The organism is Streptomyces sp. LX-29, assembly GCF_029541745.1.
Taxonomy (GTDB): Bacteria; Actinomycetota; Actinomycetes; order Streptomycetales; family Streptomycetaceae; genus Streptomyces.
Window position 1 is genome coordinate 21,270 of the sequence record NZ_CP089746.1, and the last position, 18,980, is coordinate 40,249.

Annotated in this window: 17 protein-coding genes and 3 pseudogenes; 10 read left to right on the forward strand and 10 right to left on the reverse strand. The window is 68.7% G+C overall.

Annotation, left to right across the window (positions count from 1 at the left end; all coding sequences use genetic code 11):
- The first annotated feature begins 420 nt into the window (after positions 1 to 420).
- The 3 genes and pseudogenes from LRS74_RS00090 to LRS74_RS00100 form a co-directional block, all read left to right on the forward strand.
- Positions 421 to 1,662, forward strand: coding sequence for an IS110 family transposase (locus LRS74_RS00090; RefSeq protein ID WP_277738979.1), 1,242 nt, complete (start codon positions 421 to 423; stop codon positions 1,660 to 1,662).
- 23 nt (positions 1,663 to 1,685) lie between these two features.
- Positions 1,686 to 2,068 (forward strand): annotated as a pseudogene (locus LRS74_RS00095) (transposase); the annotation flags it as partial.
- A gap of 22 nt (positions 2,069 to 2,090) precedes the next feature.
- A pseudogene (locus LRS74_RS00100) lies at positions 2,091 to 2,351 on the forward strand (helicase associated domain-containing protein); the annotation flags it as partial.
- 533 nt (positions 2,352 to 2,884) lie between these two features.
- Here the strand turns inward: LRS74_RS00100 and LRS74_RS00105 are convergent.
- The 4 genes from LRS74_RS00105 to LRS74_RS00120 are packed head-to-tail and all read right to left on the reverse strand — an operon-like array spanning position 2,885 to position 4,810.
- Entirely contained in the window at positions 2,885 to 3,316 is a 432-nt protein-coding gene (locus LRS74_RS00105; protein WP_277738980.1) for a multidrug efflux SMR transporter, read from the reverse strand.
- 59 nt (positions 3,317 to 3,375) lie between these two features.
- Positions 3,376 to 3,696: a multidrug efflux SMR transporter gene (locus tag LRS74_RS00110; protein ID WP_277738981.1), complete on the reverse strand. Its 321-nt coding sequence runs from the start codon at positions 3,694 to 3,696 to the stop codon at positions 3,376 to 3,378.
- 26 nt (positions 3,697 to 3,722) lie between these two features.
- Positions 3,723 to 4,217, reverse strand: a complete 495-nt coding sequence (locus LRS74_RS00115) for a deaminase (protein ID WP_277738982.1) — start codon at positions 4,215 to 4,217, stop codon at positions 3,723 to 3,725.
- Positions 4,214 to 4,810 (reverse strand): DsbA family protein, encoded by a 597-nt coding sequence (locus tag LRS74_RS00120; protein WP_277738983.1) that lies wholly within the window; start codon positions 4,808 to 4,810, stop codon positions 4,214 to 4,216. Before LRS74_RS00120 ends, LRS74_RS00115 begins: the two co-directional genes overlap by 4 nt.
- Before the next feature lie 113 nt (positions 4,811 to 4,923).
- Here LRS74_RS00120 and LRS74_RS00125 point away from each other — a divergent pair, with 113 nt between their 5' ends.
- Positions 4,924 to 5,283: a MerR family transcriptional regulator gene (locus LRS74_RS00125; protein WP_277738984.1), complete on the forward strand. Its 360-nt coding sequence runs from the start codon at positions 4,924 to 4,926 to the stop codon at positions 5,281 to 5,283.
- Between the two features lie 121 nt (positions 5,284 to 5,404).
- Here the strand turns inward: LRS74_RS00125 and LRS74_RS00130 are convergent, their stop codons facing one another.
- Together LRS74_RS00130 and LRS74_RS00135 are read right to left on the reverse strand one after the other, a co-directional pair.
- Positions 5,405 to 6,403, reverse strand: a complete 999-nt coding sequence (locus tag LRS74_RS00130; protein ID WP_277738985.1) for an IS481 family transposase — start codon at positions 6,401 to 6,403, stop codon at positions 5,405 to 5,407.
- Positions 6,404 to 6,491: 88 nt separating this feature from the next.
- A complete protein-coding gene (locus LRS74_RS00135) occupies positions 6,492 to 8,648 on the reverse strand; it encodes an NACHT domain-containing protein (RefSeq protein WP_277738986.1) in 2,157 nt (718 codons plus the stop codon).
- 804 nt (positions 8,649 to 9,452) lie between these two features.
- Between LRS74_RS00135 and LRS74_RS00140 the strand changes: the two genes are divergently transcribed.
- Positions 9,453 to 9,635, forward strand: coding sequence for a hypothetical protein (locus tag LRS74_RS00140; RefSeq protein WP_277738987.1), 183 nt, complete (start codon positions 9,453 to 9,455; stop codon positions 9,633 to 9,635).
- Positions 9,636 to 9,736: 101 nt separating this feature from the next.
- Here LRS74_RS00140 and LRS74_RS00145 read toward each other — a convergent pair whose 3' ends face one another.
- Entirely contained in the window at positions 9,737 to 9,949 is a 213-nt protein-coding gene (locus LRS74_RS00145) for a hypothetical protein (protein ID WP_277738988.1), read from the reverse strand.
- Entirely contained in the window at positions 9,946 to 10,368 is a 423-nt protein-coding gene (locus LRS74_RS00150) for a hypothetical protein (RefSeq protein WP_277738989.1), read from the reverse strand. Before LRS74_RS00150 ends, LRS74_RS00145 begins: the two co-directional genes overlap by 4 nt.
- Before the next feature lie 118 nt (positions 10,369 to 10,486).
- Between LRS74_RS00150 and LRS74_RS00155 the strand changes: the two genes are divergently transcribed.
- Positions 10,487 to 11,671, forward strand: coding sequence for a hypothetical protein (locus LRS74_RS00155; protein ID WP_277738990.1), 1,185 nt, complete (start codon positions 10,487 to 10,489; stop codon positions 11,669 to 11,671).
- A 265-nt stretch (positions 11,672 to 11,936) separates the two neighbouring features.
- On the opposite strand, the gene LRS74_RS00160 is transcribed toward LRS74_RS00155, so the two are convergent.
- Entirely contained in the window at positions 11,937 to 12,128 is a 192-nt protein-coding gene (locus LRS74_RS00160; protein ID WP_277738991.1) for a hypothetical protein, read from the reverse strand.
- An 807-nt stretch (positions 12,129 to 12,935) separates the two neighbouring features.
- On the opposite strand from LRS74_RS00160, the pseudogene LRS74_RS00165 reads away from it, so the two are divergent.
- Positions 12,936 to 14,236 (forward strand): annotated as a pseudogene (locus LRS74_RS00165) (transposase); the annotation flags it as partial.
- Between the two features lie 117 nt (positions 14,237 to 14,353).
- Here LRS74_RS00165 and LRS74_RS00170 read toward each other — a convergent pair.
- Complete coding sequence (locus LRS74_RS00170) at positions 14,354 to 15,112, reverse strand: TetR/AcrR family transcriptional regulator (RefSeq protein ID WP_277738992.1); 759 nt, start codon at positions 15,110 to 15,112, stop codon at positions 14,354 to 14,356.
- A gap of 125 nt (positions 15,113 to 15,237) precedes the next feature.
- On the opposite strand from LRS74_RS00170, the gene LRS74_RS00175 reads away from it, so the two are divergent.
- The 3 genes from LRS74_RS00175 to LRS74_RS00185 all read left to right on the forward strand — a co-directional run bounded on the left by LRS74_RS00175 (position 15,238) and on the right by LRS74_RS00185 (position 18,959).
- Positions 15,238 to 15,960: an amidohydrolase family protein gene (locus LRS74_RS00175; RefSeq protein ID WP_277738993.1), complete on the forward strand. Its 723-nt coding sequence runs from the start codon at positions 15,238 to 15,240 to the stop codon at positions 15,958 to 15,960.
- 75 nt (positions 15,961 to 16,035) lie between these two features.
- Positions 16,036 to 17,823, forward strand: coding sequence for an IS481 family transposase (locus tag LRS74_RS00180; protein ID WP_277738994.1), 1,788 nt, complete (start codon positions 16,036 to 16,038; stop codon positions 17,821 to 17,823).
- A 264-nt stretch (positions 17,824 to 18,087) separates the two neighbouring features.
- A protein-coding gene (locus LRS74_RS00185; RefSeq protein ID WP_277738995.1) for an IS5 family transposase occupies positions 18,088 to 18,959 on the forward strand; the annotation gives its coding sequence in 2 pieces (ribosomal slippage) (positions 18,088 to 18,448 and positions 18,448 to 18,959; 873 coding nt in all).
- Positions 18,960 to 18,980 lie beyond the last annotated feature (21 nt).

An 18,980-nucleotide genomic window follows, 5' to 3' on the forward strand; every position in this document is an offset into this window, starting at 1 on the left:
ATGCGGGGCACCGCCAGGCCCACCCCGGCCCATCGAGGCCCTGAAAGAGACTGCGGGCCCCGCATCACTTTCTCGTGACGGTGGTCGGTTCCGGAGAAGCCGTACACACCCCCTGGGACTGGATCCCTTGGTCAAGAGCCGGCCTCCGGGACCGTCCACTGTCACGAGTTCACGCCTCCACCGCATCCGGTCCGATGATCGGATCGTTGAGGTTTGTGGTCCGAGCCGCCCACAGGGGTCACCTCTCATCACGCCTGGAGTCACCGAGCTCTGGAGCAGACCGAGGGCCCTGATGGCCGCTGGGGTCACGAACGGCTGATCGGATGCAGGGCCATCGAGCCCTTCCATTAGGGAGACGCGTGCCCCCGCACGGCTGCGACCAGCAGCACGCCCCCCGACCGAGAGGACGAACACGACACGATGACCGTCACCTGCGGAATCGACTGGGCCAGCGACCACCACGACGTCGCCCTGGTCGACCACGAGGGAACCCTGTTGGCAAGGGCCCGGATCACCGACGACTTCGACGGCCTGCACCAGCTCCTCGAACTCCTCACCACCCACGGCGACACCGCCAACGCCCCAGTCCCCGTCGCGATCGAGACCTCCCGCGGCCTCCTCGTCGCCTGCCTCCGCGCGACCGGCCGGCCCATCTACGCGATCAACCCGATGGCCGCCGCCCGCTACAGAGACCGCCATGCGGTCACCCGCAAGAAGTCCGACCACCTCGACGCCATGGTGCTCGGGAACATCCTGCGCACGGACAGGGCCGCCCACCGGCCTCTGCCCGACGACAGCGAGCTCGCCCAAGCGATCGCCGTCCTGGCCCGCGCCCAGCAGGACGCGGTCTGGGACCGCACCCAGGCGGGCAACAAACTTCGCTCCCACCTGCGTGAATACTTCCCCGGCTTCCTCGCGGCCTTCCAGCACAACCGCGAAGGGATCAGCAGCAGCGTCGCCCGCGCCGTGCTGGCCGCGGCCCCCACTCCCGACCAGGCAGCCAAGCTCACCCGCGCCCAGCTGCGCGCGCTGCTGAAGAAGGCCGGCCGCCAGCGCGGCATCGAGGCAGAAGCCGAACGACTGCGAGACGCCCTGCGCATCACGCAGATGCGCCAGCCCCACCAGGTCGAGCAAGCCATGGGACGCCAGGCCATCGCCCTGCTCAGACAGCTTGATGCCGCCTGCATCAGCGTCGACGACCTTGCCGAAGCGACGGTGGAGTCTTTTGATGCGCACCCGGACGCCGAGATCATCACCAGCTTTCCAGGGCTCGGGTCACTCACCGGCGCCCGGGTGCTCGCCGAGATCGGCGACGACCGATCCCGATTCACCGACGCGAAAGGCCTGAAAGCCTTCGCCGGAGCCGCACCGGTCACCCGGGCGTCCGGCAGAAGCCTCGCGGTCATGGCCCGCAGGGTCAAGAACCAGCGTCTGGCCTCGGTCGGCTACGTCTGGGCGTTCGCCAGCCTGACTGCCTCCCCAGGCGCCCGCGCCCACTACGACCGGCGACGAGCCGACGGAGACCGCCACACAGCCGCCCAGCGCAACCTCTTCAACCGCATGCTCGGCTGCCTCCACCACTGCCTCACCAAGCGCACCCCCTACGACGAACTCACCGCGTTCCCCACCCCGCCGACCCCACAACTCACCATCGCTGCTTGACAGATCAACTGCATCGGATGTCTCTTTCCAAGGTCCTGATCTCGATGCCCGGCATCGGGGTCAGGACCGGAGCCCGCATCCTGATCGACGTCGGCGACGGCAGCACCTTCCCCACCGCCGCCCACCTCGCCGCGGTCTCGCCCCGGTGACCAGGAGTTCCGGCTCCTCGATCCGTGGTGAACACCCGGCCCGGCGAGGCAACAAACAGCTCAAGAGAGCGTTCTTCCTCGCCGCGTTCGCGTCCCTGGCCGACCCCGCATCACGGGCCTACTACAACAAGAAAATCGCGCAGGGAAAGCACCACACCCAGGCCATCCTCTGCCTCGCCAGACGACGCGTCGACGTCCTCTTCGCCATGCTCAGAGACGGCACCTTCTACGAGTCACGACCAGCCATCCCGGCTTGACCAAACCCATAAGGGCACCCCCCCGGCGGCCGATCGTGCGGCGAAGGGCCCGGTCAAGGCGCAACAAGCGTTCCAGCGCGGCGAGGTGGCCCTCGCCCAGTGGGTCGAACGGGAAGGCCACCGGCCAGTGCCAAGGGGCCACGGCGAAACGATCACCATCGACGGGAAAATCGAACCTGCGTCCGCGCGTCTCGGGGTATGGGTCTCCAACACCCGCGCTAGACGCGACAAACTCACCGTGGAGCAGCGGGATACGCTCGCTGCGCTGGGGGTCGAGTGGTGATCGGGACCCGGCCCCTGCTGCAGGTGGCACCGCTTGCCCAGGAGACGGTGTCCTCGTTCCTCGGTCGGATAGCAGCCTCCCATGCGATTGACGCGGGCGAACTGCGCTCCTGCTGGCAATGGTCCAACCAGGCCCCACGCATCCCAGGAGTCGCCAGCCCCGCCCCGACGCCGAGATCCTCCTCAACCACGCCGGACGCCGCGTCCTGGCCGAACTGTGCCGCACCAACCCGCAGAACCTGGATCTTCGACCTCGGGCTGGCGGAGGCAGTGGAACGATCGATCCTCGCGGGCTTCGAGATCCGCGACCCGGACCCCATCCTCGGCCTGTCCGAAGTCGCCCTGCGCGGCCGGCGCCTCGCACTCCTCGCCATATTCTCAGAACTGACTGCACATCAGGGTCACTTATGGTGTCACCTTGAGATCGACAGGTCAGCGCCCTCACCGTTTCGGGTGAGGGCCAGTCATCCCACACGCGAGGGCGGGCCCGGCAACGCCGGGCCCGCCCTCGCGTGTGCGGCTGTGTAGTGGTCATCACTGGTGGGCAGACTGCTCGGTCTGCGTCTGCTTGGGGCTGTCCGAGAGCTTGAGCCAGACGACACCGCCGATGATCACGGTGAGCCAGAGGACCTTGACCGGGGTGAGGGTCTCATCGAAGAAGACCGGGCCGAGCAGTGCCGCTCCCACGGCGCCGATGCCGGCCCAGACGGCGTAGCCGATGCCTACGTCGATGGTGCGCAGGGCCAGGCTCAGGGAGAAGAGCGTCAGCAGGAAGAAGACGACCGCGATCAGTGACCAGGAGAGCACGGTGAAGCCCTGGCTGCCTCCCACGGCCAAGGCGTAGGCGATCTCGAAGGCTCCGGCGAGAAGGAGGACCGGCCATGCGCGGGCTCGGTCGCTGTGGGCTGTGACGTTCTCGGTGGCGGTGGCGGTGGCGGTGGCGGTGGGGGCGGCGGTGGTGGACATGTGAGTTCCTTCCTCAGGGACGATCTCGGCAGGGGGGGTGGGGTTGGATTCCGGAGGCGTCAGGCTGCTCCGCTGAGCTGGAGGCCGACGACTCCGGCGATGACGGCGGCAATGCCGAGGAACTTGCGCCAGTCCAGACGCTGCCCGAAGACGAGGGCTCCGAGCACGACGATTCCGACGCCGGAGACGGCGGTCCAGATCGCGTAGCCGACGCCGACCTCGAAGGTCAGCAGCGCCTGGCTGAGGAGGTAGGTGGCGATGCCACCGCTGACCAGCGTGGCGACGGTCCAGCCGGGCCGGGTGAAGCCCTGCGCCCTGCCGGCGGTGATGGCGACGGTGATCTCGAAGACGACGGCGAGGGCGAGGTAGAGCCAGTGCATGACGGGTGTCCTTACGTGGTGGTGGGTTACGAGTGGATGGTGAAGTCGTGGCGGTGCAGGTCGAGGTAGCGGATGAAGGGGGCCAGGCCCCGGTCCACGGCAAGGTGCCGGGCCGCTGCCGCCAGGGGCAGTCGATCGGTTGCGTCGGCGTCGTATCCGGCCCGGTAGTCGAAGCCCCACGCGGCGGCGGTGTCGCGATCGACGGCGAAGTGGACGGCGACGATGCCGTGAGCGGCGGCGACGCGGTAGCACAGGGCACACGGCTCTCCCGTCGCCAGCAGGGTGGCTCCTTGCAGAGCGGAGCGGCCGCGGGCCCGGACGGCCTGGCGCAAGGCGACGATCTCCGCGTGGGCGGTGGGGTCGCCGGTCTCGTGGACGAGGTTCACACCAGGGTCGGAGATCCACCCGTCGGCGGCGACGAGCAGTCCGACGAAGGGAACCCCGCCGGACTCGACCTGGCGGACGCAGGTCTCCACGGCGTCGGCCATCAAAGCGGTGAGCCGGGTCGTGTCGGCGGTCATGCGGCGGCCGCTTCCTGCAGCGCCCGGCGGATCACGCCTTCGGTGGCGACGCCGTCGATGCGCCGGGTGCCGATGATGACCGTGGGGACGACAGTGATGTTCATCCGCGCCGCCCCGGCCAGCGCCTGCCGGTGCCGCTCGGCGTACTCCTGCTCGTCGAGGGCTGCGGCGTAGGCGGCCGGGTCGAGTCCGACCTCCTCGGCCAGGCGGGCCAGGACCGCGCGGTCCCCGATGTCGAGGTCCTCGCGGAAGAAGGCCGTCATCACGCGACGGTGGTAGGCGTGGGCCCGCCCCTGCTCCGTGGCGTACTGGGCACCCAGGAACGCCAACTCGGTGTAGGGCTGCGGCGAGACGGTCGGCAACCGCATCGGCACCTGATGGTGGCGTGCCATCGGGTAGACGGCACGCTCCCATATATCGGGCAGGTACGGGTCCTCCGGTCGCAGCGTGGGTGTCGGATGGGGACGCAGCTCGTGAGCGTGGTGGACGACTTCGACATCGGGCCGGTCGGTGATCGCGCGCTCGATCATCTCGTCGGCGATCAGGCAGAACGGGCAGACGTAGTCCGACCACAGATGGATCTGAACAGTCACGGCGAGCTCCGGTTCCCCGAGACACCCCCGGTGGGTGCGACACCTAGATCGTGTAACTTCACACCGGCGTCAACTTCAAGGAACGGAAGTCGGCAAACGGTTCAGGAGGTCTCATGCGCATCGGTGAGTTGGCGGCTGCCAGCGGCGTCAGCACCCGAGCCCTGCGGTACTACGAGCAGCACGGGCTCATCCGATCCGAGCGCACCCCCGGCGGGTGGCGCGACTTCGACAGCTCCATGGTCGAGCGGGTCGTCATGATCCAGCACCTGTTCGCGGCCGGCCTGGGCAGCTCCACCATCGACGAAGTGCTCCCCTGCATGGAGGCCCCACTCGAAGAACGCAACGGCGCCATGGAGCAGCTGTTCGCCCAGGAGGCCGAGCGCCTGGAGGCCAAGCGACGCGACATCGACCGCGAACTCGACACCCTGCAAGCGCTCCGTGCCGAAACGGCCTTGCCCGGCCAAGCCCCGTGATCAACCCACGAGCCCGAGCAGCGCGTGCCCCTGCCAGCCGAGCGACGCTGCGAGGGCAGCCGTAGCCTGACCCGACCCTCTGAACCTACGCGGCCACAGCATTGGCTCTACTGACGGTCGGCTAGGTGTATTGCCCTGTGAGGTTGGGGACGCGGCTGGCGGGTGGTTGGCCTTTCAGCGCGGTGTGTCCGCGGTGGTGATTGTAGGTGTGTAGCCATTCGCCGAAGGCCGCGCGTCGTTCCCGCTCTGAGCGGTAAGTGCGGGCGTAGGCCCACTCCTCCAACAGGGTGCGGTTGAAGCGTTCGACCTTGCCGTTGGTCTGCGGCCGGTAGGGCCGGGTGCGCTTGTGGACGATCCCAGCCGTGGCCAGGGCAGCGCGCCAGTCGTGAGAGCGGTAGCAGGAGCCGTTGTCGGTCAGCACCCGCTCGACGGTGATCCCGGCCTGGGCGAAGAAGGCGTGGGCCCGCTGCCAGAAACTGGTGGCGGTCTCTTTCTTCTCGTCCGAGTGGATCTCGCTGTAGGCCAGGCGGGAGTGGTCGTCGACGGCTGTGTGCAGGTAGCTGTAGCCGAGGTTGGGGCGGCCGTGACGGGTGCGGGGCCGTGCGGGGTCGCGGTGTGCGGAGCTGTTGCGACCGCCCTGGGCTCTGCCGTGGACCTTGTGTCCGCCGCCGTCGGGGATGTTGCCCAGCTTCTTGATGTCGACGTGGACCAGTTCTCCAGGCCGGTCGCGCTCGTAGCGCCGCACCACGCGGCCCGTGGCCCGGTCCAGGTGGGCCAGGCGGGCCAGGTGATAGCGGGTGAGGACGCGGTGGACGGTGGAGGGCACCAGGTGCAGGAAGTGCGCGATGCGGGCCGGTCCCCACCGGCGCAGCAAACGGACCTTGATGATCCGTCGCTCGGTGCGGGTGGGAGTGCGGCGGGGGCTGTGGTGGGGCCGGCTGGAGCGGTCCGCCAGGCCGGCTTCGCCCAGTCGGCGGTAGCGGTCGGCCCACCGCTGGGCTGTGGTCGGCGAGACCTGGAAGCGCTCGGCGGCCCGTCGAAGCGGCCAGCCGTCCTCGACCACACAGCGGGCAAGACGCAGGCGTCCGGTCTCGGTCAGGGGTGCATTACGGTGGGGCACGAGGGCCTTTCGGTCGGTGTAGACGTCGCAATCCACACCGAACCCGGAAGGCCCTCACCCATTCAAGATCCCTCAGCCGAGACCTGGGTCACCTGTCCACAACCTCCCCGGACAGAACAGCTAGGTGACCTTGAAGGTCGAGGTGCCGGAACTGGTATACGGCTCCGACGCGGCGAAGCACTGTGTGTTGCTGGTGGGCGTCGACAAGGAAGCCCATGAGGTTGCGGGGTGTTTTGCGGCGGAGAGTCAGGTACCAGCATGTGATCGTCAGCCCTGGCGAAGCCGTATATCGGAAGGCCACCGCCAGGCCACCGTAGAAACTCATGCCAATCAGGCCCAACGTGGCCAGGGCCACTTCCGCCAGAGGCAGCTCGGCGTCAGCAGATGGTCCCTGCGTCACGAGCGCGAAGGTGAGCAGCCCGGCGATGCCGATGATGCTCAGGATCGGGGGGCCCATGATGATGGTGCGTGCCGTCTTGCGGTCGCGCTCCAGGAGAGAGAGGGGATCCATGGCTACGCGCGTGACTGCGTCCTGGGTCGCCCTCCGGCCGAACCCCACGAAAACGATCACTATGCTTATGGGAAGTGCCAGGATCCCGCTGCCCACGCCTTCCCTGTAGGCCACGAAACAGCTGATCCCGACCACCAGCGCGACGCTCAGCCAAGAGACACGGACCCGCGCGGCGGGCTCCGGATTGGGCTCTAGGAAAGCGTGAAGGATGCCCAGAACCCAACCAGCGGCCACGACTCCGACCATGGCTACCGGCCAGGGCGACGCGGATGAAGCGATGGCCATCGGTGCGGCTACTGCGATCGCCACCCAGACCGGCACCCCGATCATCAGGGTATGGACGATACGCGGCACGGCTCGATGCAGCTTCCACCATTCGATGTCGGTCGTGCCACCCACGTTGTTCTTCAGATGATCGGCCACGAATTGCAGGCCGCGCTCGGCCTCCTCGGCAGTCCACCGAGTCGCACCCGCGCGGTACGCGGCTGGTACAAAGCCAGCGAGAAGTTGGTTCTCGATCTCGGCGCGTGTACGAGGTGTGCCGGTATCCGGGTCGATGATGAGATCGACGGGGAGTGGGACCCTCGAAATGGGTTCACCGGGGCGGGGGGTGTAGATCTCGGCAGCCAATGAGGCCATGAGGGGAGTGCTGAGCGCGAGAGTGACGGGCCGGGTCACGTCGGACAGCTGTGCCGTGACCGGCTGCCAACGCTGTGCCAGGAAGTCGTCACTGGTGCCTTTGCACAGGCGGGCCCGCACGGTCTCCGCGTCGAGATCTTGCAGTTCGATACCAGCGGCCTCCTCCAACCATACCGGTCGGGCCCCTGCATCGCGCGGTTCGTTCACAACAGCGTTCCGGTAGTCCTCGGTACGGCAAGCAAGAACGATTCCTTGGCCGTCGACCAACCGCTCGTTGATTCTCCGCAGCGTCTCCATCCGAAATCCTTGTTTGATTTCATCGAAGCCGTCCAGCACAGGAAGAATCCGCTGACTTTCGAGCAGGGCCATCGCACGGCTAATCGAGCCGTTCGGTGCCGGAGCGGCCAGGCCCAGGAACGGATAGTCGATCGCCAGCCTGCGGTCCATCCAGGCAAACAGGTCACGTTCCTCCACTGGATTCCAGGACGCCACGGAGAGCAGAACCGGGACAGGCAGCTTGCTGTTCTCTCCACGCAGTGTGAGGAGCCCTCGCACCAGCTGGACGAGCAGCACCGACTTCCCCGCCCCCTTACGCCCCAAGACAATCAGACGGTGTGTGGGGACCCGATTGAAGAACACATCCGCGATCCGCTCGGCACCAGCTCTCCGAAGACCAGTGGGGTCAGCAGCCCACGCATCCGGGTTTGGCGCGCGGCCCGTAGACCAGTTCACGGCCGCCGCACGGACGTCCGCCCAAGGGGCGGTCAAATCCGCAGGTGCCTGTTGCCACGAGACGGTCAAGGCTCCAGGGACGTCCAGCTGCCGCGCTTTCGCCTCGCTTTGCCAGACCTTGCCGACCTCACACGCCAGGTCATCGGCGATGCTGGCCAGCTGCACGCTATCTGCCGCCCCCCGGCGGCTTATCTGGTAGTCCGCCCATGCCACGGCCAATGCGGCGATCCCGACCACCAGGCTCAGAAAGCTCACGCCGAAGCTCAAAACCCCAGCCAATCCAGAGGTATCGAGTCCGGCACTTCGCGCCGCCCGCACCGTCCACACCCCGGCAACTCCGGTCAGGACGAACAGAACGCCCACCCATAGCCAGCGACCCCGCCGACGCTTGCGTTGCGGCTGTGCTCCAAAGCCCCCCATGGAAGGGAGATGCCCGTCTCACAATCTGCCCATTCCTCCCAGACGACAGGGCATCAGCACACGCCGGCCTGCGCTGCGGCGCGACCCCTGCGCTCGCACATGCCCCGCCGTTGCGCTGCAACGGTGCTGCGTCCGCGTCGCGGGCGCCGGCAACACGCCCAACGCGACACTGGCCGGTCCGCCACCGGTGCGGCGCCCCGGTAGGGATGGCGGGTCATACCGGGTCAAGCCGTGCGTCGTCCGGCGATCTCCCTCCTGCTGGCTGCGATGCTGGGCACTGTGGCGCGGATAGGGCGTGGTGTCCTGCGGTGCCTTGACGGTTCGGGTGTTGGCAAGCGGACTCAAGGGAGTGGCTTTCGACGGCGAAGCGAGGACGTACGTCCCGGGGGCAGCGCGCTGCGGGCGAGGCCGCCCGGCGGGCCGCCGCGGCTCTTCGTCTCGTCCCGGCCCCGCCGCCGCGGCGCTGTGAGCCGAGCGATGCGGTCGTCCTTCCGGGGCCTGTGGGGCCGGTCGGGTGGGACCGAGTCGAGGGCGTTGCACAGGTGTCGGTGTGCTTCCGGGTGCCGGGTCTGTGCCGAGGCTGAGGAGCGGTTCAACGCCCTGTGTGCCGAGTCGGTCGTGCAGCGGCGCCGGTTCGACGAGCCTGACCGGTACCCGTATGCCGCCGGGAAGCACACGCTGCACCGCATCGCCTGCCGTCAGGTCGAGCCGTCCGTCGCTCTCGTGGGAGGCGATGACTGTGTGTGGTTGCAGGGCGCTCTGACCGACTTCGCGCACGAGGGCACCACCAACGGCGGGTGGGCGACACACATGCGTGTGATGGAGCCCGGCGAGGTCACCGCCTGGGTGAAGGAGCGCGTCAGTCCGCGCGGTGGCGCCCGCTACCGCCTGTGCCGCATGTGCACGCCCACGCCGCCCGCGGCCGAGTGACGAAGCGTGGAGGCTTGTGGGCCGGGGGCCGTTCGCCCGGCCCGTGTAGTGGTTCCGATGCACGGTGTTGGGGCTCGCTGGCAGCAGTACGCGTGGGAGGGTCAGGCGGCGCGGGGCGGGGGGCTGTGCCGTTTCCAGGGGCTGGTGTAGGCGGCGCCACATCCGGTGCAGTGGGCGAGGTAGAGAGCGGAGGCAGGGGTGTGCGCGGGCGCTGGCACGACCGGGTAGGTGGTGCCCTCGACCACGGTGGTCAGGGCAGGCCACGGGCGTCGGCAGGTGCAGCGCGGCGGGGGGCTGGGATGCTCGCTGGTCATGAGCGGTCCGCTCGGGCCGGGGGCCGGGCGCGGCGGCTGTCGGGGGCCCGGCCGATCTGTCGGGCTACGGCGTCGATCTCGTGGGGGGTGTAGGCGGTGCGGACGCCGGAGATGGACATACCGCTGGCTTCGGCGAGGGCGTCGAGTCCGTAGGCGCGGCGGCCGTGGAACTCCCGTCCGTAGGCGAGCAGGTGGCGGATCTCGCGGTCTGCGGCTTCACGGCGGGCGCGGGCGTTGCCCAGGGCAAGCAGGAGGGCGTCTTCCTCCAGGCCGTCGCACTGGGCCTCAAGGGCAGCCGCGTCCTCGGCGCGGGCTGCTTCGGCCTGTTCACGGGCGTCGTCGAAGCACTCTTCGGGCGTGACCTCACCGGGTCGTGGCAGAGGGGTGCGAATGGCTGCGATGTCGCCGATCACATCCATAATTGCGATGGTCGCAAAACTTTACGGAATGCGCAATCGGTTTGAGGGTGCTCCCTCCCGAACCACTCCCCCGTGAAGGACACTTGAGGATCGGGGAGTTGACCGTCCAGGAGGTGGCGTGCTGCGGGACCAGCGTCTGGTGCAGACGGCAGTGATCGGTCATACGGAGTCGGAGATACCCGTCGTCCTGCCCATGTGGACTGGCGAGGTGGCCGCCTTCCGCCGCGCGCACACGGCGGACACCTTCTGGTGCGGGCGATGGTTGGGCGGACGCGGGGGCCGTCTGACGGTCAAGAGCTATCAGGACCGGGTCTGCCACTTCGCGCATGTGCCCCATCCCGGGCGGGGGCCGTGCCGCCGGGCCGCGTTGGGCGTGGCCAGCGCCGACCACCTCTACATCAAGCAGCAGGTCCTTGCCTGGCTGGCCGGGCAGTCCGTCACCGCGCACGCCCGCCTCCCTGAGGACGTGGAACGGCTCGGCGCCGAGGTGCTCTTCGAGCCCGGCGGATACGGATGCCTCCGGGTTCTACTCGATCCGCACGCCCCACCGGCCTCGGCCACGCCCGGCACGCAGCTGATCCTCGGCCCGCACGTCGCGCACGATCCGCACCGGCTGACCGTCGACGGCTATGTGCTACGCATCCGCTGCGACACGAACGGCACCAGCCGCCGCGTCATGATCGGCACTCAGACACACGACGGCACCCAGTGGTTCGACCTCGACGAGTGCCACCTGAAGCCGTGGGGACTCTCCACCCCGACCACGGAGGAGGTACGGCGCCTGCGCGCCACCGTCCACCCCCTCGGCCCCGTCCCACCCCGCACCGCCTTGGCCGGGCCCTCGGCGCCAGCCCGGCCGGTGGCCGCTCCGCAGGCGCACGACGCCCGCGCGGCGGCGTTCGCCGCCCTGCAGCAAGCAGCCGAGCAAGACCGGTCAGTGCGCGAACTGCGCCACTGCCTCACCCACGCCGAGGCCGCCGAGGCCGGCGGCGCAAGCGCCGAAGAAGACGAACTGCTACGCCGCGCCACCGACCTGCTGCTACGCAAGGAACGCGGTGTGGGCGTCAGCCCGCCGCCCACACCAGCCCGGCGCCGCAGCCACCCGTCACGGCCCCAGCCCCGGCCGACCGGGAGCGGCTCCACAGCAGCCGGCGCAACGGGCCGCCGAGGCGGTAGCGGACCTGCTCGACGTCCTCGACCGGCGCCGCGGCCACTTCCTTCCCGGCGAGCAGCAGCACCTGATCGCCAAACTGGCGGCCACGGCACGCCCGGCCGAACCCTGGCTCACCGGCCGCCAGCGTAAGAAGATCACCCACTGGAAGAACCACACCCCGCAGGCCGCGACGGCACCCGGGAAGCCTCGCCACCGTGCGCCTGCAGGGCGCTGGGGCGCGCCGGATCCCCGCCGAGGCGGTCTCCGCCGGGCATGTGCAGGACTGAGGGACGAGTGGCTCGCTTCCTGAGATCCGTCGAGCGGGCTGGCCGGGCTCGACGTCTCGCTTGACGGCCTGGCGGCAATACGGGTTGCGCTGACCGGTGGCCGCGGCGGGAAGTACCGCGTACCTCACTCAGAACTGAGGCGCGGTCACCACTTCGGAGAATGCCACTACGCCAAACCCGCCACAGAGGCGGCGCTGCACCCGTTGCTCGAGGTGTTCGGCCAGATCTGCAAGAAGTGCACGATCGTCGAACCGGGCGCCGCCGATGCGCTGTGGCGGGCGGTGGCCTTCGCCGCAGGACGGCGGGACCTGCTGAACCATGCACTCAAGGGCACCGAGGGACACACGTGGCTCAGCTACGCGCGGCAGGCCGCACGGATGACCGCCGCCGATGACGCTGACGTCGACGAGCCGCCGGTCGGCCGGCTCGGAGGAGCGCCACGCCCTGGATCAGGCCACGGCCTGCGTCGACGCCCCGGCACGGGAACGCGATCGCCTCTACAGGCCGGAGCCGCCACTAGATCTGTGGCAGCTGGAGTCCGGGGTGTGGCTGGCAGCGCGCTCGCGAGGTGTGACCGCAGCGCGGTCGGTCGAGGCTGTGCAGCGCGCGGCCTGACGGGAGCTGCAGGGGGCACGCGTCGCCGACGTCGCCAGGCTGCCAGCGTCACGCCTGGACGGCGGCGACTTCTCCAGTCCCGCTGTGTGGCAGATGTGGAGCTGGCCCTGGGGCGGCCGTCCGCGGTCGCTGATGGCTGCGCCCGGTGGGAGGCCGAGTTCACCGCTGAGTCGCCCGACACCTCCGCGCGGCTGCTGCTGGACCACGACTGGCCGCTGACCGCCGCGCGGGATGCGGCGATCGCCTACCTGACCGCTTCCCCTGTGCTCGGGCCCGCGGTCCCATTCGGCTACCGCCAGGTGGGCGACTACATGTCGTCGAGCGGAGGGGACACCGCCGGGCCGTTCCTTCGCAGCGGTCATCGCCGCGCCGGGCCACATCGTTGGCAAGCTGGAGGCAGAGCAGGCCACCCAGCCGGCACACCACGCCCGCCGGTTCGTGTCCGGGGGTGAGCTGGTCGGCGGTACGGCCGCCCACGAGGCGGCCGAGGCGTTGCTGCGTACAGCCTCCCCCCGGACCTGCTGTTCGAGGTGAACGCCTGGACCGGCTTTCTGGACGCCTTCGTGCACTTCGGGGACGGCACGACCCGGATGAAGGACCTGTCCACCTCGGTGGTCGCGCTGCTGGTCTCGGAGGCGTGCAACATCGGCCTGGCCCGGTGGTGAACCGTGGCTACGAGGCCCTGACCCGGGCTCGGCTCGTGCACGTCGACCAGTACTGCCTGCGGGCCGACACCATCGCCGCGGCGAACGCGCGGCTGATCGCCGCCCAGGCCGCCGTGTCCATCGTCAAGTTCTGGGGCGACGGGCTGCTCGCTTCGGTGGACGGGCTGCGGTTCGTCGTCCCCGTCCGTACGGTCAGCGCGGCGCCTTCGCCGAAGTACTTCGGGTTCAAACGGGGCATCACCTGGCTCAATGCCGCCAGTAAACGACCAGGTCGCGGGCATCGGGCAGATGGTCGTCCCCGGCACCCCGCGCGACTCCCTGCGCATTCTGGACGCGCTGCTGAACCTGGACGGCGGCGTGAAGCCGGAGATGGTGGCGACCGACAACGCCTCGTACTCCGACATGGTGTTCGGCTGTTCAAGATCCTCGGCTACAACTTCATCCCGCGATTCCGCGACCTGGACGACCAGCGGTTCTGGCGGGCTATAATGCCCGGCGTCGAGACGGGCCGTACGGCGCGGTGGAGGACCTGGCCCGCAACCGCGTCAACCTGAACAAGGTGATCACGCACTGGCCGGACCTGCTGAAGGTCGCCGGTTCCCTGCTCGCCAACCAGGTTCGCGCCTACGACCTGCCTGCTGCGCATGCTCGGGCGCGACGGCCGCCCGACCCTGCTGAACGCCGCGTTCGCGGAGTACGGGCGAATCGCCAAGACCGAGCACCTGCTGCGGGTGGTCAACCCGGTGGACGACAGCTACCGGCGGCAGATGAACCGGCAGCTCACCGTCCAGGAGTCCCACCACAAGCTCGCCCGCGACGTGTGCCACGGCAAGCGCGGCACCATCCACCAGGCGTACCACGACGGCATGGAGGACCAGCTCGGCGCGCTCGGCCTGGTTCTCAACGCCATCGTGCTCTGGACCACCCGCTACCTGGATGCCGCCGTCGAGCAGCTCCAGGCCGAGGGACACGAGATCCGGGAGGAGGACATCGCCCGGCTCTCCCCGCTCAAGCACCGCAACCTGAACCTGCTCGGCCGCTACAGCTTCACCGCCTCCACTCCGGCCGCCGGGTCTCTGCGCCCGCTACGCGACCCGGACGCGGTGGAGTTGGACGAGGATGACGAGGGCGAGGCGGGAGCACGCTGATCTATACGGTGCCCTTGATCGTGGCCCGCAGTGCGCGGCAAGAGCGCGGGCTTCCATCGTCTGGACCGGGGCTGCGGAATCGGCCTTGGGGAACAGCGGTTGCCGCCAAGTCGATGATCATGGACTTGACGCCGGGCGTGGGGCCGGTTGTGCGGACAGTCGCTGGAGCCATTCCGTCAGAAGTTGCTGTTCGGCCTGGCTGAGGGCCTTCTGGCCGGGCAGCGCCGCGTGCAGGGCACGGGCAGCACCGCCCGGCCCTGGTTCCTCCACAGCCGGTTCCTGGGTGGTGATGGTGGTGATCATCGATTCGCGCAGGGCGACAAGGAGCGCGGGGTCTCGCTCAGGCTCGGGGATGGACTGCCAGGTCAGGACGGCGCCGCTGGCGGTGGCGTGGACGATCTGGGCCGCGAGTCCCTCTTCCACGCGCAGGAGCCCCGCGCCGGCGATGCGGCGAATGCGGTCCATGAGGTGTTCGAGGCCGATCCGGAACACGGTCGTGGACCGGGCGGGTTCGCCGTACATCAGTGCGTACAGCGCGGGGTTGGTCAGTCCGAACTCGACCACGGTGTCCCAGCCGTCGCGCAGTTCCTTGACCGGGTCCTGCGGTGTGCGTTCGATCTGCCGCTTGGCTGCCAGGAACCGGGTGAAGCCGTCCTCGGCCACCGCATCCAGCAGCCCCTTCTTGTCGCCGAACAGCCGGTAGAGAGCCGGCGGCTGCAGTCCGGCGGCGTCGGCGACCGCCCGGGTGGTGACCGCGTCGCGACCCCCGCTCTCCAGCAGGCCGGTCGCGGCCCCGATGATCCGGCGACGCGTCTGCTCCCGCGCGGCGGTGCCGGGGTCCGCGGCGCGCCGAGTGAGGGTCGGTTCAACAGGCATGGATCAACGATAGCGCCCTCGGGACAGCATTGATATCACCGTTATCCGCTTCACGTTGACATCGATAGTATCGGTGGTGCCGTTTTATGAGTTTCATTGGAAACATCAGGACGAGGAGAACCGCCATGTCCGACCGTTTGCGGATCATCGGGGTGGAAGAGACCGTCGTCGTACCGGCCGTCTACGAGGCGTACCAGCGGGCCGGATCGCCACAGATCTTCTCGCGTGGCTTCGGGGACAGCCCGATCGCGAAGAACCTGCACGAGGTCAGCGAGCAGCGGCTGGCCCACATGGACGACCAGGGCATCGACGTCGCCGTGCTGTCCCTGTCGTCTCCGGGCGTGCAGGACCTGCCCGAGGCCGACGCCGTGACGGTGGCGCGCGAGGCCAATGACCAGCTTGCCGAGATCGTTGCTTCCCGGCCCGCTCGCTTCCAGGCGTTCGCCGCGATTCCCACCCAGTCGCCGGCTGCGGCCGCGGCCGAGCTGGAGCGCGCGGTGGTCGAACTGGGCTTTCCCGGGGCCATGCTGTACGGGCGTACCGGAGACAAGCTGGCCGACCACCCGGACAACGACGAGCTGTACGCGATGGCCGAGCGCCTCGCCGTGCCGCTGCACTTCCACCCGCAGACACCGGTCCAGCCCGTCATCGACGCCTACTACTCCAACCTCCCCGAGCCCATGGGCCCCGTGCTGGCCGGCGCCGGGCTCGGCTGGTACTACGACCTCGGCGTCCAGTACCTGCGCATGATCTTCTCGGGGGTCTTCGACCGGTTCCCCGACCTGCAGGTGATCGCCGGGCACTGGGGCGAGGTCGTGATGTTCTACCTCGACCACACTGTCGTGTGAGGGCTCAGGACATGCCTGACGCTGTGTAATCAAGTCACTCTTGACAGTGACCGAGGTCGTCTCGACTCTGATGTCGTGGAGAAAGACGCGGTTGACCAGCGGCATCGTGACTGGCTGGTCGAACAGAGGTACCGGGCGGTTCTTGAGGTACTGAACGGGGCACCGGTCACCGAGGTTGCCGTCCGCTACGGGGTCTCGCGGCAGTCGATCTATACGTGGAAGGCCAAGCACGCCGCTGGCGGCTTCGCCGCTCTGAAGGAACTGTCCCGACGGCCACGGTCGAGCCCGACGCGACTGCCGGCCGAGGTCGAGGCACTGGCCTGTGAGATGCGCCGGGCCCATCCGCGGTGGGGAGCCCGCAGGATCGCCCACGAGCTCGCTCGCGCTGGCGTGCCCTCGCCGCCTTCGCGGGCGACCGTTCACCGGGTGCTGGTCCGCAACGGCCTGGTCCGACGTCAGAAACAGCAGCATCGGCGCAAGTACAAGCGGTGGCAGCGCGAGGCCCCGATGCATCTGTGGCAGCTCGACCTGGTCGGCGGGATCTTTCTGGCCGACGGCCGTGAATGCAAGATGCTCACCGGCATCGACGACCATTCCCGGTTCGTCGTCGTTGCCGAGGTCCTGGCCGTGCCCTCAGGGCGGGCCGTCGCGGACGCCTTCGTGCGGGCGATGCGGACCTACGGAGTGCCGGCCGAGGTCCTGACCGACAACGGCAAGCAGTTCACCGGTCGATTCACCCGGACCGGCCCGACGGAAGTCCTGTTCGAACGAGTCTGCCGGGAGAACGGCGTCACGTCGAAGCTGACCAAGCCGTACTCACCGACGACAACAGGGAAGATCGAACGGTGGCACCTGACCTTGAGGAGAGAACTCCTCGACGCCTCGGGCCCGTTCCTGGACCTGCCCACCGCGCAGAACGCCATCACTGAATGGGTGCACGCCTACAACCACTCCCGACCGCACCAGGCGCTGGAGATGGCGACGCCGGCGAGCCTGTTCCGGCCAGCCTCGCAGCCCGAGACGACCACCGTCATCCCGCGTCCGCGCCAGGCCGCGGCAAAGACGGCCTCGCCCACGGCGGATCCTGCGGAACCGCTTCTCATGCCGTCCGCCGGGGCGCTCGAGTTCGACACCGTCGTGGCCGCCAGCGGCCAACTCGCGGTCCTGCCGTCCGTCCAGCGAATCAAGATCGGCGCTGCCCATGGTGGCCAACGGGCACATGTCTGGGTGGACGAGTACAGCGTCCACGTCTTCGTCGCCGGACAGCTGGTCAAGACCGTTCCGTCGAACCTCGACGCGGACGACCTTCACACCCTGCGACTTCGAGGAGCACGGCCGGCCGGGCCGCCGCCGGCCACCGCGGCAGCGGAGGGACTGAAGGCACTGCCCGACTACGCGGCCGTCGACGTCGACCGCAGCCTCGACCATGAAGGCAAGACGACGCTGGGCGGACAGAAGATCAAGATCGGGGCAGAACTCGCCAAACAGCGGGTCACCCTGCGACTGGACGGACATCTCCTGCACGTCATCCACGAAGGGTTGCTGGCCAAGACACTGCCTTCCCCGCTCCCCGCCGACACGCGAAGGAAGCTCCACGGAGCCCGCGTCGCCGACACCGAACTTCCGGCGACCGCCCCCGGGCCGATCAGCGTCGAACGAAAGGTTCCGCGCGATGGCGTGGTGATGGTCGCCCGCCAGAGACTGCGCGTCGGGCGCACCTACGCGGGGAAGATCGTCACGATCTACGTCGAGGACACTCACTTCCGTGTCACCCTCGACGGGGCTGAGCTGGCGCTCCACCACCGCAAAGACCAGCACCCGGTCACCCGCTGGAAAGCGAAGATCCACGCCCCCAAGACCTGATCCCTGTCCAGCAACTCCTGGAACTATCAACCATGTCCTGAGACAGTCACGAATGTCTTGGGACGGAAGCGTCCAAGATCTTCTGAGACCTCACACCACAACCACACCGGCTTCTTCGGTGAGGCAGGCGGTCTGCTGTCCTGTGACAGTTGATCTTCCTCTTTGTCACTGAATCTTGCTCAAGCTCGGCTTGTTGCCACTACGGTTTACTCGATTGGGGCGGGGTGACCGGGTGAGCACTGCGGGTGCGTTAGGCAGTTTCGTTTGGATCAGCCGGTCGTTGGTCTGGGTGTGCCGTTGACTGACGCGCAGTGGGCGCGGATCGAGCCGTTGCTCCCGGACCGGACGCCGAGGCGCGGTGGTCGGTGGCGGGACCATCGGGAGGTGATCGACGCGATCGCCTTCAAGTTCCAGACCGGAACCCAGTGGGTGCACCTTCCGGAGAAGTACGGCAACTGGCGAGGCGTCTACAACCGGCTGCGTATGTGGGCCGTCGACGGCACCTGGGAGCGAGTGTTCACCGCTCTCATAGCCCAGGCCGACGCGGACGAGGACCTGAACTGGGCCGTCTCTGTGGACTCCACGATCGTGCGAGCACACCAGCACGCTGCCGGGGCCCGCAAAAGGGGGCCCCGGCTGGAGAACCGGCCGACCACGCCATCGGCCGGTCCCGCGGCGGGCTGACCACGAAGATCCACCTCGCGGCCGACGGCGACTGCCGGCCCCTGGCCTTCGTCCTCACGGCCGGCCAGGCCGGCGATGCACCCGCCTTCGGCGAGGTCATGGCCCGTCTGCGCGTTCCCCGCCGACGTGGACGACCTCGCACCAGGCCGGACGTCGTCCTGGCCGACAAGGCGTACTCCTCACGTGCGATCCGCGAGCATCTACGCCAGCGCGGCATCCGGGCAGTGATCCCCACCCGGGCGGATCAGCGCGGCCACCGGCTGCGTCGCGGCAGACACGGTGGGAGGCCACCCGCTTTCGACCGTGACGCGTACAAGCAGCGCAATACCGTCGAGCGGTGCATCAACCGCCTGAAGCAGTGGCGAGGGATCGCCACCCGCTACGAGAAGACAGCGGTCATCTACCTGGCCGGACTCCACATCGCGGGCATCTTCCTCTGGTCCGCTCGGTGATCCAAACGAAACCGCCTAGAG